Below are 14,632 nucleotides of genomic sequence, written 5' to 3' on the forward strand. Positions count from 1 at the left end.
GACTATGAAAAAAACAAGTATTGCTTTTTTGGCTCTCTTTCTTGGAATAACGGCAAATGCCCAACACACGCACAAGCAGGAACAAAGTGACAGTACCAAAACCCTTGAAGAAGTAACCATAACGGCCATTGCCAAGCGGAAAATCGAGACAGAGATGAAAATGGCTGTTTCGGTGGATGAATTTTTGGCGTCTTCCGACAATATCAGCTTCATCAAACGGGGTGCGTACGCATGGGAGCCGTTGCTCAACAACATGAGTACTGAACGCTCTACCATTACCATTGACGGAATGCACGTTTTTGGGGCGTGTACGGATAAAATGGACCCCGTTACTTCATACGTGGAGAGCAACAACCTTTCCACCATTGATATTACATCGGGGCAGGAGGGCAATATGCACGGGGCAACCGTGGCAGGGAGCATCGACCTAAAAAGAAAGAGTACGCCGTTTGGCCTTGAAAAAAAATGGAACGGAGCATACCAAACGGGATTTGAGACCAACAACAAACAGTTTTTCAACCTCGGAAATCTTTCCTATTCCAGTGATAAGTTCGTGGCAGACGGTAGTATCGCTTTCCGCAAGGCAGGGAACTATTACGATGGAAATAATAATGTGGTAAACCATTCACAATTCAATAAATTCAATACGTCTTTGGGATTGGCGTATAAAACGGGGGAACTCTCGTCGATAAGGGTGGATGCCATCTACGATAAGGCGAAAGACGTGGGTTTCCCTGCGCTCCCCATGGATTTATGGCTTTCCCGTGCTATTATCACGTCAGCATCCTATAAGCAGTTGTTTGAAGATGGATTGTTGAGGGTATGGGATAGCAAGGTGTATTTCAATGCAGTGGAACACTACATGGATGATACCAAGAGACCCGAAAATCTTGTCCACATGGATATGCCGGGCTGGAGTACCACCTACGGGTTGGTTTCCAAAGCTAATCTTAAACATGGTGAGTACAGTTCCGAAATCCAACTCAATGTTTACGACAATCTATCCATTGCGGAAATGACCATGTATCCACAGGACAGGAGCAAGAAAACAATGTTTGCGTATAGCTGGCCTTGGGTGACGACCCGTTTTGCAGGGCTTTCGATGAACAACTCATGGGATATGTCGGATATGAGCCGAGTGAATTTCGGAGGCTCTTTGGGATGGAACTACAACCGTTCCAAATATGTCGAGTTCAATTGGATTTTCCATCCCGGCACACCGCAGGAAAAAAATAGGATATTGCCGGGGTTACACGCCAGTTACGAACTCCATATCAACCAATTTGATTTTTCTGTCGGAACAGGTTACGGGCATCGTGCGCCATCCGTTTCGGAGGGTTACGGATATTACATCTACAACAGTTTTGACCGCTACGATTACATCGGAAACCCCGATTTGAAAAATGAAATTTCCTACGAGGCCAATGCGAGTGCAGGTTATAAGAACAAGCGGATGGGCATAGAAGCCAAGATAAACTATTTCCGTATCGAGAATTATATCGTTGGTCGGATTTTGAGCTTGGGAAGCCCGATGAACTACCAGTCGGTCGGTGTGAAAGGTTATACATCATTGAACCACGCCAAACTGTTCAATATGGCATTGAATGCCAACTACGATATACTGACACACCTGCATTGGAAAGGAACGGTTACCTACGCACGGGCAACGGACGACAAAGGAGGCAATCTGCCTTTTATCCGTCCACTGAGCTATCAGACCTCACTGTATTATATGCACAGGCAGTTTGGCATTCGGACTTCGGCAAACGGTGACTTTGCACAGGAGAATTACAGCCCAGAATATGGTGAAGACCTTACTTCGGCCTATATGGTGTGGAACCTCTCTGCGGATTACACGTTCAGCTTTAAGAATTACAAAGCCGTTTTGCAGGTAGGTGCGGAGAACCTGTTCAATGAGCATTACAGCACCTATGCAGATTGGGGTAATATACCAAGGATGGGGCGTAATGTTTTCACTTCATTGAAATTCAATTTTTAGCACGATGAAGCAGGTTTTTAGTGTTCTGATGATGGTCTTGTCCTTGCTGGTTGGGTTTCAGCAAACCATTATCGTCATGTACTTTAAGCTGAACCAAGAGGCAATAGAACGGGAGTTTTGTGTCAACAAGAACAAGCCCGAACTGGAATGCCATGGAACATGCCATCTGAAAAAGCAATTGCAGAATACAGGGAACAGTGACCCGGCTTCCATTGGTATCTACCAACGGGTTGATATGCTCCCTATTTCACTCACGGAATTTAAGACAAAGATTTTAATCATTGAACTGCGGAACAACATTCCAATGTATAAAGCAATCCACTATGCCGAGCCTTATAGGGAAATCTTTGTACCACCGCCCATTGGCTAATTTATCATACGTGTACTTATTGAAAAGTAATACTAAATCAAGAAAAAGAATTTAACTTTTAGAAATATCATAATGAACCCGACATGATTAAAATAATCATTAGACATCAAGTGCAATGATTTATTTTAATCATCAAAGGCTCCATCTTACAACTTAAAAACAAATAATAACAAGATGAAAACATTAACAAAATACTTCCTATTGTTCGTTACCTCATCGGCATTGGTGTCCTGCGGTAAGGATGACAATCCTGTCGCCAATAACATTACCTTACATTTCAACAACACATTCAAGAATACGGCTATCGTGCTTGGGGATGCCACATCTTCCACGGCTACGGTGAATACTTCGGCCGAGGGGCAAGCGCACCACTTTTCAGAATTGAAATATGTGGTAAGTAATATCCGTCTTGTAAAAGCGGACGGTGCAGAAATCCCCTACAATATCAACGATTTGGACAAGGGGGCAACCGTTGTAAACCATTCCAAACCGCAGACCTTGGATTATGTGCTGACCAATATTCCGGTAGGTGAATACAGGCAGCTGAAATTCGGTTTGGGCGTAAAGCCCGAACTGAATACATTGGACGAGGCAAGGTTTCCCAATTTTTATGCGGAGGCAGGTGCTAACGATACCGAAATGCATTGGGAATGGGGAACAGGGTATCGTTTTACGAAAATTGAGGGTTTCTATGACACGGATAACAAAACGCTATCTATCCATACCGGAAGCACAGTTGAGGGAACAAACGGCGACCCTGATACCTATACGCAAGGGGTCGATGCTTACAGGGATATTACCCTCACACTTCCGAACAATGCCGTTGTCGGCAGTAATGCGCCACGGATTACCATCAATGCGGATTTTGACAAACTGTTGAGCGGAAAAACCAATACGATTACGTTGGGGGCAGGGAACGCAACGCCAAGCATCCATACCGCCGTCAATATGGTCAAATTTGTTGACAACTTGGGTGGAGACGGGACCAGTGACATTACGGGAATGTTTTCTATTGAAAGCGTAGATAACTAACATTGGTAGAGAGCCACCTAAATCTACGGATAACGGTGGCTCTTTTTCCAATTTATACTATTCAGATACATGAAAAATGTTCTCATCATATTATCCATCTTATTGTTGTTGTTATCCTGTAACAAGGAGGATAATATTGAGCCAATGCCTTACGACAACCCCGAAATACCATTGAAGATACCTTATGGCTTTCCGGCACTGAACCCGTCGGCGGATAAGAATAGACCCACCAAATACAGTGTGGAATTGGGCGAAAAATTATTCCACGAGAAAAAATTCAGTGGCAATAATACGATTTCATGTGCCAGTTGCCACAACCGGTCGAGTGCTTTTGCCGACAATAACATCCAAGCCATAGGGATTTATGGCAGGGTTGGACTTCGGAATACGCCACCCATCCAAAATTTGGCATTTATGAAGTTCTACAACTGGGATGGAAACAAACTTACATTAGAAAGCCAGCCCTTAGTTCCCATCATTACGCACGAAGAAATGAACTCCTCTATTTTGGAAGTGATTGGAAAATTGAGGAATGAATACGAATACAAAGAGTTGTTCAGAAAGGTATTCGGCGATGAAGACATTACCCCCGATAGGATTTACCGAAGCCTTTCACAATATCAATATACACTAATCTCCGCTGGCAGTAAATACGACAGAGTTAAACGAAACGAGGGAGAGACATTCACGGAAAGCGAGGCACGGGGCTATCACACGTTTAAAATGAAATGTGCAAGTTGCCACAGTACCGAACTGTTTACTGACCAAAGTTTCAGAAATGTAGGTTTTCCCTTGAACCCAAGCACAGAAGAAGCAGGACGTGCGAGAGTAACAGGAGTACCCGACGATTTGATGCGTTTCCGTGTTCCCTCTTTGCGGAATGCCGAATACACCGCACCGTACGGCAGTTTTGGCCAATTTCCGACCTTGAAAGCTGTTTTGGATTATTTCGACAATGGCGTTTTGTATGCTGATAACCTTGACCCCATTTTGAAAGAGAATGGTAATAGAATTCCTATGACCGAACAGGAAAAAGAAGATATTATCGACTTTATTAAAACGTTAAGCGATAGTTCGTTTGTTGGCAAGTGACTTATCGGTAAGTATCACCTACATCTAAAAGAAAAAACAGAAAAAAAGAAAGCTGTTCTACCAACGGATAAAAGATAACGAAGCACTATAAGTCCCAACGGGTGACCCTGCGAGGTACGGGCTGGGGCATTATGCGTGCGGAGTTATCGGTATCCGTTACCTTTGCTGTCCTTTTTGTTTGTTATTTCCCCTCGCTCATTTGTGGCCTGCGAAACCCCACCGCTCTTGGCCGTGGCTGTTCTCGCTTTGGGCTGTTTACGGTGAATTTCTTTCGTGTCATGCGGAGCTTTCTTCTTTCTTTCGCCAGCTAAGAAAATATGTAGCCGATTGCTTCGTTTTCTACTGTCGGAAATCACTACATTTACGTCAATCATTGAGCATCACATGGGGTGTATAGCAGTGTCTAAAAAGAACCACGAAAAGAACCCCCAAAATTTAAAAATCGCTGTTTTTGTCACGGTAAAGCAATATTTTGAATCCCCCTACGGGCTGTTCCATAAAAACACCTGTTCTTTCAGCGTTATTTCCCAGTTGTTGTGCAAAGGAATATTCTACCGGGGTAAAAAACAGGGTTATTATACATAATGCCCCAAGTTTAGATATATACAATTTAATCTGTATGATTAAGTTCACGTAATATTCGTTAGTTGAACCAAATATAGTCATTCATTTCACTTTACTACACGTTTTGACAAAAAAGGCTCTCCTTTTTTCCATTTCTTCTCCAAACACGTTATATTCGTATGTGTGTAATTTGTTTTATAATCGGCCGACGACCGGCAGGTTAATCTACCAAAATAGCAAAATGACTTTGTATGTCAACAACATTTTTTATATGTAAGTTTAGTGAATTAAACCAGTATGTCTCAGCGCCTAAAGACCATCTTCGAAGGGAATGTTACACCATGGTTTTCACAGGAAACGAAGGAGCCGTTCTTTCCTTGAACAAAAAGGACACCTCCCTTCCTCCACATTCTCTTCTCTTCATATCACCCAGTTGTCTTTTGTCCATACCAGAACAACTGCAAGATACAGACATCTTGCAGTTCAGCGACGAATTTTACATACGGAGTTATCACGACACAGATTTCCTACAAAGCAGCAGCCTGTTTCCGGAAGGATCATATAGCAGCATAGAGGTCCCCGATAATTTTCTCCGCTATGTACAGAATGTCATCAGTCTTTTATATGATGCTTTTCAGCACATGGACAATCCTCTATACCTTCAGTTAATCCGTAACTTATTGGAACAGGCTCTCATACAAACCTCTATCCACAAAGCGTCTACCAATATGCCTGACTTCTTTGATGATGCGGATAAAACAATCGTCAATCTGTTCAAGGAAAGTATAAAACAACACATCCACAAAAGTCGTGCAGTGAAGTTCTATGCCGATAAGTTGAACATGACGAGTAAACGTTTAGCTAAAGCTACTTATAACGTGACGGATAAAACACCTAAGGATATGATTACGGAATATATAGTTAGCCAGCTCAAATGGGAATTAATATACAGCGAACTCAGCATCAAAGAAATCGGCCGTTCATATGGATTTCTTGATGAGAACAACTTTAGCGCATTTTTTTCCAAGGAGATGAGGGTAACACCAAAAGAATTTCGCAAACAACAGCGAAAAAAGCCTGATAGGCTCTCCACTAAAACATGATGAAACTCATTTTTCTCTCCCCACAAAATAATACATTTGCATATCATCAAAAATTCTTAACTTTAGGACATACGGTGAAATAGGAGGTTTTTATGAAAGGTTTTATAGCTATTTTGGGATTATTTTTTTCTATTTTCTTTTTATCTGCCCAAGAGCATACGCAACAGACTTCTGTCAGCCTAAACATCGTTTTAAGACCCGTCCTGAACCTTACGGTCAATCCACAACAGATGACGACCACCTTAGCATATAATACATTGGAGGATTATCGCAATGGTGTCGAGGTTATAAACAAAGAACATCTTACCGTATCTGCAACAGGCCCTTATGAAGTGAACGTACAGTTTATTCAACCCGAGTTTCTGCAGACGACAGGACAAGTGGAAAAAACCATGTATCTTCCTCAAATCAAGGTCACTGCTATCCCAATAGAACCTGATGGTGGTATACAATTACAAACTGCAACCATCACCACAGAGAATCAAAGTATAATATCCAGCAGTAGCCCTATTCTCAATAAAGTATTCGATGTTTCTTATCGTGGCCCAGGAGAAGAATATTTCTTAGACTACATCAGTAGTACAGAAGCAGCCCAATTCTCTAATACCGTACTTTACAGTATAGAAACCCGATAAAACAGTAAAAAAATACTCTATTTTACTTTCTAACGACAAGCCTGTAGTTAAAATACTACAGCTATGCGCAATATTATATTTTTTTTGCCCCTTTTCATCTTTTTTGCGCCTGCTTTTCTTTTCACCTTTGCACTCGTCAAACGGGAAGTACCCGTTGGACAGTAAAAAAGAAAACAAACAAAAATCATGAAAAAAATAATCTTATCATTTGCACTAGCTATTATCACAACAGCAGGTATTCAAGCACAAACTTCTACTACTACTGCTGACGTTAAAGTAAATGTTATTCTTAGACCGACTTTGTCTATTGAAGTAAACCCTAACATCCCTAACGATGGTGGAGAATTAGAAGAGTCAGGTGCGGTAAACTTAGTCTACAAAAATGCTAACGATTATGCAAATGGTATCACCAAAACCATCCCTAGTCACTTAAAAGTAAGTTCTATTGGTTCTGGATACAAGGTTCACGCACAAGTAGCCAACCAAAACTTAAACAGATCTGTAGGAGAAGGAGCAGAGACTATGAGTGGGGAATTGGTGAAAGTACGAATTAACGATGGTCAAGAAAGGAAGATCAGCGAGTTGAACGGTAAACAAGAAATGTATTACAATGGCGGGGGTAATGGTTCCAGCGGTTCCGTTCTTAATCAAGAACTTGCAGTAACCTATCGTGCTGAACAGTTAAACACAGAACAGATTGCTAATCTAATGGGGCCTAATGGTGCTGCAGCTCGTTATACAACGACAGTAACCTACACAATAACTACTCCATAAAGGTTAATATATCAACATTTATTGTGTGAAAAGCAAGTATTGTATAAGCCGATACTTGCTTTTCGCACGAAATGCCCCTACCTTCGTTGTATACGTATTTACTATCAACATGAAACACATTACATTTTTCCTTTACAGTCTTTTCTTCCTTCATTTTGCCCAAGCACAGACGGGTTTAACTGTAGGACCTCCGCGTCTATACTTTACTGCCAATAGCGGACAGAATCAAAGTGAATTGTTAGAAGTGACCAATCCCAGCAAAGACTACACTCTTGAACTGTCAGTCTCCTTTCAAGATTGGGAATACTCAGAATACGGCGATAATGTATTGGCACAAGCTGGCACTTTGTCCAACAGTTGTGCGGAGTGGATATCTGTATCGGAACCATTTTTTATGTTGAACCCTGGTGAAACCAAACAGTTAACCGTAAACCTGCAGGTTCCCTCTGCTTTCGTGTATACCGATGCTACACCTGTTCATACAGCCATGCTATTTGTCACACAGCTCAACCCTAAGGAAGGTCAAGACCGTGATGGCGCCAATATCCGTGTAGCTGTACGTTCAGGGGTTAAAGTATATCACCGTTTTCCCGACAGAAACAATCCCGATCTTGAAATACAGAACCTCCGTTATTTACCTCAAGACAGTACTTCCAGTTTCTTAGAGGCCTCCTTTGAAGCGACGGGCAACGTATGGCTAGAAGGTGAAATTACTGTAGAGTTGTTAAATCAGGATAGTGGGGATAAAATACGTCTGGAAAAACAAAATTTCTTTTGTCTTCCACACGATAAGCGTAAACATTACATCGCCTTACCCAAAGATCTACAAGCAGGTGAATATCTTGCATCTGTTGTCATGAGCTATGGCGACAACAACCGCATCAAAATCGGTGAATTAATCTTTAAACATGAAAACGATTAGATACTTGTTCTGCATAAGCTATTTTATTGGCCTGACTCCTTCGGTCAAGGCACAGATAGAGTTCGAAACCATCAGTGGGGGATATGTTTCTTTGGAATCCTATCTGGGTATAGAAACAAGTGAAAGTTTCAACCGCATACGGTTAGGGTACAAAGGTATGCAAGTATACTACCCCAATTGGTCCGTCATCGTACGTTTACTTCAACCAATTACCCCAAAATGGGGCAATAATGTCTCTGGACTTCCATTTCCAGCGGAGAAAATCAGTTTTCGTTTTACTACTGATGATAATCAGGAGATCAACCTAAACAGTATCGCAGCAAATCGAAACCCCATATATCTAAAGCCAAGTGAGTCAATATATATGATCCAAAATGCTCAGTACCCCATACAGGTAGCTCATAATGATTATAAATATGCCAACCTAAACTTTACATTTAGAGTTGATGGTGGCAAATACTTGGATGATTACAAAAACACCAACATTTATACTCTTATACAATACGATATTCCCTTACTCTTCACCTTGTATGATGGACAGGGGCGTGTCTTGGCCACCTTTAACAAGACATATACCTTAGCCATACAACCCAAATTGCGGGATGGTGAACTCGTTGACGTAGAACCCGATTTCAGCATCAGTGTACTTAGCGATGCCAACATTGTCAACCTTTTATTCCGCACACAGCAAGATTATCAGGAAGGCGTGAGCACACGGTTAAACGATGCATTAAAAATCAATGCCAAAACCGGATATAAAGTTCGGCTCAAAGCATTATCACCAGAGTTTTTAGGCACCGAAGGTCAAACCATGGAATTATCAACCGTAGGGGTTCAGCTTATGCCAGGTAACGGAGCTCGGCCTATCACACAAAATCCGTTTCTCAAGTTTTCTACAAACGAACAAATTGCTTTGGTAGGACAAGGCGATAGTCAAAAAAAACCGCAGTATTTTCACATGGATTACAAAGCCGCATTGACGCGGGAGCAGCTTCGGCTTGTGAAACCAGGATCTTACTCCGTTTCACTGATGTACTTATTAATTCCTCGATAATCTAAAATATAGAGGGAATGTCCACCACAAGTATTCGTATACTTTATTGCCTGTTAAGTGTCTTTTGGGCTATCAGTAGCCATGCGCAGCCGTACGCGATGGAGGCCACTGCCCCTGAGCAACAGGTGGTCGAAGGGACATTACTTTCAATCGATTTAGGATTGAGCAACCTATCGGAGAGTGATTTTCAGGGTTATTGGGAAGTAAAAGCTCCCCAAGGCCTTAGTACAATAAGCCCAGAAAGGATTCCCGTTGAAGTCCAAAGGGGCAAAAAGCGCTTCATGACGCTACGCTTCAAAGTAAACCAAATCGCGGGCATGCAAGGACAAGCTGTCCGGTTCATCCTCCACCAAAACGACGGCACGGAAGTTCTATCCAAAAGCGTGCGCCTGAATGTCCCGGAGAAACGGCACCTCACCCTGCAAAACCATTCAGAAATACAGTTCTTCAAGCAGGTGGGCGATTCCATCCGTATCCGGATACAGGTTAATAACAATGGTTCGACCGATGAAGATATTCGGCTGGTTCTTTCCACACCTGACCGCATCGGCAAAAGAGAATTTCAGATTATCCCAATCCAATTACCCGCAGGAGCAGATAGCCTGATTCAGTATAGTTTTGTTGTCGAAAAATACATGATGAACCTACCGCAATACAATCTCCATGTGGCGGGCATCTATGCCAACGATGATGTATTTGGTAATCTGACGCTGTCATTTAACAACCTGACTTCCTCACGAAATTACCAGAACTTATCTGCGATACCGATCCAGTCACTATCCTATAACCGCAATTACGTAGAGCTGATGATGACCAACGCCTTATCGCAAAATCCCAACTATTATCTGCGCTCACAAGGTAGCTATTGGGCTGCGCATGGAAAACTGAACTATCAGCTCAATATCAATCAGTTTGGCAATTTCCATAACTCGCCCAACATCAACAATACATTCCTCCAATATGAAAGGAACAATACCGAGATTACCTTAGGTAATATACAGGAAAATACCGAAGCTTCGGTGTTTGGTCGGGGAGTCAAGCTATCTTTTAAAGACACGGCAAATTTTAATCAATATACAGTTGGTGTAGTTGAAAAATCAGCAGACCTGCTGGGACTTTATAATGGTGCAGTCAGCCCGGGAGTGACAGCATATCTACGCACGCAATTAGCGCAGGAACATCCCGAGAGCAAGTCATATGACGGCTTATTATATTACGACTATTCAGCATTTGACAGCACCACCAATCTCCTGTTTTCCAACCGATTCGATATATTAGGAAAACAACAGAGCGAGCGCACCCGTCTACAGGGGTTTGTTGCGGGTGGCGTAGCCTACTATAACAGCAACCAAAACTCCATCAGCCAACCTTCTGCCGCATTGGGATTAAAGCTTAACACTCAACTTGGAAAATGGCTTTTTGACAGCGACAACTTCTATAGCAGTCCTTATTTTACAGGCAACAGGCGCGGTATGCTTCAATTTGTTCAGCGCATCAGCAGGCGATTTAACAGCACAAACCTAAGTGCTGGGTATCAATATTTCAACTTCTCACCCAAGTTTGTCAACCCACGTTTCCAGCCGATGGATAACAGCAATGAGCGCATTGATGTCACTGTTTTTCATCCCTTGTCAAGACTACTGTCCCTTACACTCCAGCCTAATTACCAGCGGGAGTCCGGGACCTTTATCTACGGAACAGAATCTGCACAGGTTTCCAAACAAGCCTGGCAGCTCGGCAGCATTATTAATTTCCGTTCGCCGAACTTGAAGCATAGCCTTTTTGCCAATACAGAAGTCGGTTTTGTCAATCTCGTCGGGGCGCCTTCCAACAATTTTGCCTTGCGTACCAACATGACCTATAACTGGGGTGCGTGGAATGTCTATGGCTCCTATCAGACCGGCACTTTCCAGATATATGAGCTGTACAACAGCCTATTTTTTCATATCCCATTGTGTGACCGCTATACTTTAGGCTCTTCCTACCTGGGTCATCTTTTCCAACAAAGGCTACAATGGAGCAGCCAGCTAATGGGAAATCTGTCCAAAAGCTTTGGCAACAGCTATGGCGGAAACCTCAATCTTAACTGGCGATTACCACGTAACACAATAGCAACGGCTCATTTCCAATATACACTCACAGAAGGCATCACCGGCTATCGCTATTCATATAATAACCTGCAACTGGGGGTTCGGCAAAACCTTCGCAGCCAGCCTATGGACAAACAACCGGTAAAAGAGGGCGACATCCATGTTTTTTGCTTCTATGACACGAACCACAACGGACGCTACGACGAAGGCGATCAGCCCGCACCGGCTTATACGCTGCTCATCAACAATGTGATGTTCAATACCGATAAAAAAGGGAACGTAACGTTTAAGAAAGTTCCATACGGACAATATCAGGTGTTTTCTCCACTACGGGACAACTATCAGGCCGTTTCCCAAACCATTACAGTAGCCTCACGGAAGGTTCAAATCCAGGTTCCATTACAACAGGTCGGTACCCTGCGCGGAAAAGTGCTTATACAGTATGACCCTGCGCGCAGTATGGAAGCGGATTTATCATTGAGCAATTACGCCATCATCGCCAGAAACCAAGAAGGTCAACTTTTCCATACACATACCAATGAATTTGGTGAATATAGTTTGAAACTGCCTTCGGGTGATTATGACATTTACCTGGATGAAACTAAATTAGCGCAGCATATCTTCATTCAGCACAATATACGCCCTGTTCGTATTGAAATCGGGAAAGTACATGACATTTCCCCTTTCGAATTAGAGGTAAAAGCCAAACAAGCAGAGGTTAAGCGTTTCGGCACTTAAAAATTTCATTATCCCTCCATTTAGTATAATTAACCGAAGACAATTTCAATTATTTTTCACTTGTATGCAGTTTTTTACTAACTTAGCCGCAATTTAGATTTAGTATAAATAAAGAGTTCTAAAAATATGAAAAAGATCCAACTGTTAGCCTTGTTACTTGGCGCCTCTTTTTACGGCTCGGCACAACAGAATAGCTTGATGTCACCTGACTTCTGGAAGACAAATCCAACTGTAGAACAAGTAAAAGCCGAAATTGCCCAAGGCAATAGTCCATCACAAGCAGATGCTGCATCTTGGGATCCGACTTCTAGAGCTATTCTTAATGGAGCATCTTTAGATGTAATCAAGTTTATGGTTGAACAAGAAGGCAACGGTGTTTTCAAAAAAACACACCACAGTGCATCTTATTTACACTGGGCGACAGGAACGGGAAACGCGGATTTAGTGAGTTACTTAGTCGAAAAAGGCTCAGATGTACATCTTTCCGATAGCCATGGCCGTTCTGTTATTGCAAGCGCAGCAACAAACGGAGTTACCAATACCGCCATCTATGACATTCTATTTAATGCAGGTATAGATCCGAAACAAACATATGAGGATGGGGCTTCCTTGCTTTTATTAGCTATATCCCGTGACAACGATTTAAAGATAACGGATTACCTCATCTCCAAGGGTTTATCACTTCAGGATAAAGATGAGTACGGCAGTACTGCTGTAGATTACGCCGCTAAGTTGGGTAACAAAGCATTGATGGAAAAATTGATGACTAAAGGCATCAAACCTACCAACAATGCGCTTTTCTTTGCTACACAAAGTGGCCGTGGTCCCGCTAACGGTATAGAGACATACCAATATTTAGTCGAAACACTAAAATTAGACCCTAAGGCTATCTACAAAAAAGATGGTTCCACCATTTTACATCCCTTGGTACGCCGTCCAAACAATGGCGAGATCATCAACTATTTCTTATCACAAGGAGTGGATGTGAATAAAGCCGACAACGAAGGCAATACGGTATTAATCAATGCCGCAAGCGGGCGTGATGTACAATTGTTAGAAACATTGATTGCGAAAACAAACAATATCAATGCTTTAAACGACAAAGGTGAATCAGCATTAACTAAAGCTGTTGCCGGAAGTTCTGCTGCTGTAGTAGAATTGTTGTTGAAAAATGGGGCTGACATCAATGTCGTAAATAAAGATGGTCATAATCTGGCTTACTATTGGTTCAACTCTTACAGAGAAGGCAGACCAGGCGGACCACAAGGAGCAGCACCACAAGGTGATGATTTTGCAGATAAATTAGCTGTTCTTAAAAGTAATGGATTGGATATTGCTGCACCACAACAAGACGGAAGCACCTTATTCCATTTAGCAGTAGTGAGAGAAAGCGCAGACATGATTAAGAAAGCTGCTGAATTAGGCGTAGATATTAATGCGCAGGACAATGAAGGCACAACAGCGCTACACAAAGCTGCATTGATCGCAAAAGACGATGTAACTTTGAAAGCATTGGTTGCTTTAGGAGCAAAAAAAGACTTAAAAACAGAGTTTGAGGAAACCGCTTACGACTTGGCAAGTGACAATGATTTCTTGAAAGAGAATCAGGTAGCTATTGACTTTTTGAAATAAAGTAAAAAGCACGTCATTGCGAGGAGAAGCGACGAAGCAATCTGTGCTTTTTTATATTGTCAGATTGCTTCGTTCCTCGCAATGACGACAACGGTTTACTTTTTTTAAACCGCTTTCATAACTTAAACATAACAATGAAACTATCTTTAAAATTTTTAGCAATTATATTTTTTTTAGGATTCTTTGCCAACAGTACTTTTGCACAAAGCAGCAAGTACAAATGTATGTTGCAAATGAATGCCTACACCGGTGAAAAAGCCTATGTGGTTATTTCTTTGATTAATCCAAAAGGCGAATACGAGAAAACATTGGCAATGTTGGGACCCGACAAACAATGGTACAACACGCTAAAAGACTGGTATAAGTTCCAAACCAAAACGAAGGAGAAAATCACGACTGTGACCGGAGCCTCTGTTGGTGGCGGTGACCGTGCCGTACGTACCTTGGAAATCGACAATAGCAAATTCAACAAAGGTTATAAGCTACGCTTTGAATCCGCTGTTGAAGAGCAAAAATATTTTACGACCGATGTAGAAATTCCGTTGACCACGGATGGCGTAACAGCCAAAACCGATGGCAAAGGGTATATCCGTTTCGTTAAACTAAACAAGGCTCAGTAAAAACGAA

At 42.2% G+C, this 14,632-nt stretch carries 13 protein-coding genes; 12 read left to right on the top strand and 1 reads right to left on the bottom strand.

The features are described 5' to 3' along the window. Positions 1–4 precede the first annotated feature (4 nt). From BM375_RS05740 to BM375_RS05755, 4 genes are all read left to right on the top strand, one after another. Positions 5–1,999, top strand: coding sequence for a TonB-dependent receptor plug domain-containing protein (locus tag BM375_RS05740; RefSeq protein WP_093364359.1), 1,995 nt, complete (start codon positions 5–7; stop codon positions 1,997–1,999). Between the two features lie 4 nt (positions 2,000–2,003). Continuing rightward, on the top strand, positions 2,004–2,369 hold the full coding sequence (locus BM375_RS05745) for a hypothetical protein (RefSeq protein ID WP_093364361.1): 366 nt from the start codon (positions 2,004–2,006) through the stop codon (positions 2,367–2,369). Positions 2,370–2,543: 174 nt separating this feature from the next. Beyond that, positions 2,544–3,401, top strand: coding sequence for an MbnP family protein (locus tag BM375_RS05750; RefSeq protein ID WP_093364362.1), 858 nt, complete (start codon positions 2,544–2,546; stop codon positions 3,399–3,401). A 69-nt stretch (positions 3,402–3,470) separates the two neighbouring features. Beyond that, on the top strand, positions 3,471–4,493 hold the full coding sequence (locus BM375_RS05755; protein ID WP_093364364.1) for a cytochrome-c peroxidase: 1,023 nt from the start codon (positions 3,471–3,473) through the stop codon (positions 4,491–4,493). A 143-nt stretch (positions 4,494–4,636) separates the two neighbouring features. Here BM375_RS05755 and BM375_RS05760 read toward each other — a convergent pair whose 3' ends face one another. Then, entirely contained in the window at positions 4,637–4,867 is a 231-nt protein-coding gene (locus BM375_RS05760) for a hypothetical protein (protein ID WP_093364365.1), read from the bottom strand. Positions 4,868–5,308: 441 nt separating this feature from the next. On the opposite strand from BM375_RS05760, the gene BM375_RS05770 reads away from it, so the two are divergent. The 8 genes from BM375_RS05770 (at position 5,309) to BM375_RS05805 (ending at position 14,625) form a co-directional block, all read left to right on the top strand. Then, the gene (locus BM375_RS05770; RefSeq protein WP_093364368.1) at positions 5,309–6,160 is read left to right on the top strand and encodes a helix-turn-helix domain-containing protein; all 852 of its coding nucleotides are present in this window, start codon (positions 5,309–5,311) and stop codon (positions 6,158–6,160) included. 92 nt (positions 6,161–6,252) lie between these two features. Then, positions 6,253–6,795 (top strand): hypothetical protein, encoded by a 543-nt coding sequence (locus BM375_RS05775; RefSeq protein WP_093364370.1) that lies wholly within the window; start codon positions 6,253–6,255, stop codon positions 6,793–6,795. A 186-nt stretch (positions 6,796–6,981) separates the two neighbouring features. Further along, positions 6,982–7,569, top strand: a complete 588-nt coding sequence (locus BM375_RS05780; RefSeq protein WP_093364371.1) for a hypothetical protein — start codon at positions 6,982–6,984, stop codon at positions 7,567–7,569. Between the two features lie 109 nt (positions 7,570–7,678). Then, positions 7,679–8,491: a fimbrial biogenesis chaperone gene (locus tag BM375_RS05785; protein ID WP_093364373.1), complete on the top strand. Its 813-nt coding sequence runs from the start codon at positions 7,679–7,681 to the stop codon at positions 8,489–8,491. Continuing rightward, on the top strand, positions 8,478–9,545 hold the full coding sequence (locus tag BM375_RS05790; RefSeq protein ID WP_093364374.1) for a hypothetical protein: 1,068 nt from the start codon (positions 8,478–8,480) through the stop codon (positions 9,543–9,545). Before BM375_RS05785 ends, BM375_RS05790 begins: the two co-directional genes overlap by 14 nt. A 17-nt stretch (positions 9,546–9,562) precedes the next feature. After that, entirely contained in the window at positions 9,563–12,373 is a 2,811-nt protein-coding gene (locus BM375_RS05795) for a hypothetical protein (RefSeq protein ID WP_139227510.1), read from the top strand. Positions 12,374–12,499: 126 nt separating this feature from the next. Next, entirely contained in the window at positions 12,500–14,005 is a 1,506-nt protein-coding gene (locus tag BM375_RS05800) for an ankyrin repeat domain-containing protein (protein ID WP_093364377.1), read from the top strand. 134 nt (positions 14,006–14,139) lie between these two features. Beyond that, entirely contained in the window at positions 14,140–14,625 is a 486-nt protein-coding gene (locus BM375_RS05805; protein WP_093364379.1) for a DUF2271 domain-containing protein, read from the top strand. Positions 14,626–14,632 lie beyond the last annotated feature (7 nt).

The organism is Sphingobacterium wenxiniae, from assembly GCF_900116225.1.
GTDB classification, from domain to species: Bacteria; Bacteroidota; Bacteroidia; order Sphingobacteriales; family Sphingobacteriaceae; genus Sphingobacterium; species Sphingobacterium wenxiniae.

Bases quoted from the DNA above. Each gene is read 5' to 3' on its own strand.
- BM375_RS05740 (WP_093364359.1), top strand. From the start codon at position 5: ATGAAAAAAACAAGTATTGCTTTTTTGGCTCTCTTTCTTGGAATAACG.
- BM375_RS05745 (WP_093364361.1), top strand. From the start codon at position 2,004: ATGAAGCAGGTTTTTAGTGTTCTGATGATGGTCTTGTCCTTGCTGGTT.
- BM375_RS05750 (WP_093364362.1), top strand. From the start codon at position 2,544: ATGAAAACATTAACAAAATACTTCCTATTGTTCGTTACCTCATCGGCA.
- BM375_RS05755 (WP_093364364.1), top strand. From the start codon at position 3,471: ATGAAAAATGTTCTCATCATATTATCCATCTTATTGTTGTTGTTATCC.
- BM375_RS05760 (WP_093364365.1), bottom strand. From the start codon at position 4,867: ATGATTGACGTAAATGTAGTGATTTCCGACAGTAGAAAACGAAGCAAT.
- BM375_RS05770 (WP_093364368.1), top strand. From the start codon at position 5,309: ATGTCAACAACATTTTTTATATGTAAGTTTAGTGAATTAAACCAGTAT.
- BM375_RS05775 (WP_093364370.1), top strand. From the start codon at position 6,253: ATGAAAGGTTTTATAGCTATTTTGGGATTATTTTTTTCTATTTTCTTT.
- BM375_RS05780 (WP_093364371.1), top strand. From the start codon at position 6,982: ATGAAAAAAATAATCTTATCATTTGCACTAGCTATTATCACAACAGCA.
- BM375_RS05785 (WP_093364373.1), top strand. From the start codon at position 7,679: ATGAAACACATTACATTTTTCCTTTACAGTCTTTTCTTCCTTCATTTT.
- BM375_RS05790 (WP_093364374.1), top strand. From the start codon at position 8,478: ATGAAAACGATTAGATACTTGTTCTGCATAAGCTATTTTATTGGCCTG.
- BM375_RS05795 (WP_139227510.1), top strand. From the start codon at position 9,563: ATGTCCACCACAAGTATTCGTATACTTTATTGCCTGTTAAGTGTCTTT.
- BM375_RS05800 (WP_093364377.1), top strand. From the start codon at position 12,500: ATGAAAAAGATCCAACTGTTAGCCTTGTTACTTGGCGCCTCTTTTTAC.
- BM375_RS05805 (WP_093364379.1), top strand. From the start codon at position 14,140: ATGAAACTATCTTTAAAATTTTTAGCAATTATATTTTTTTTAGGATTC.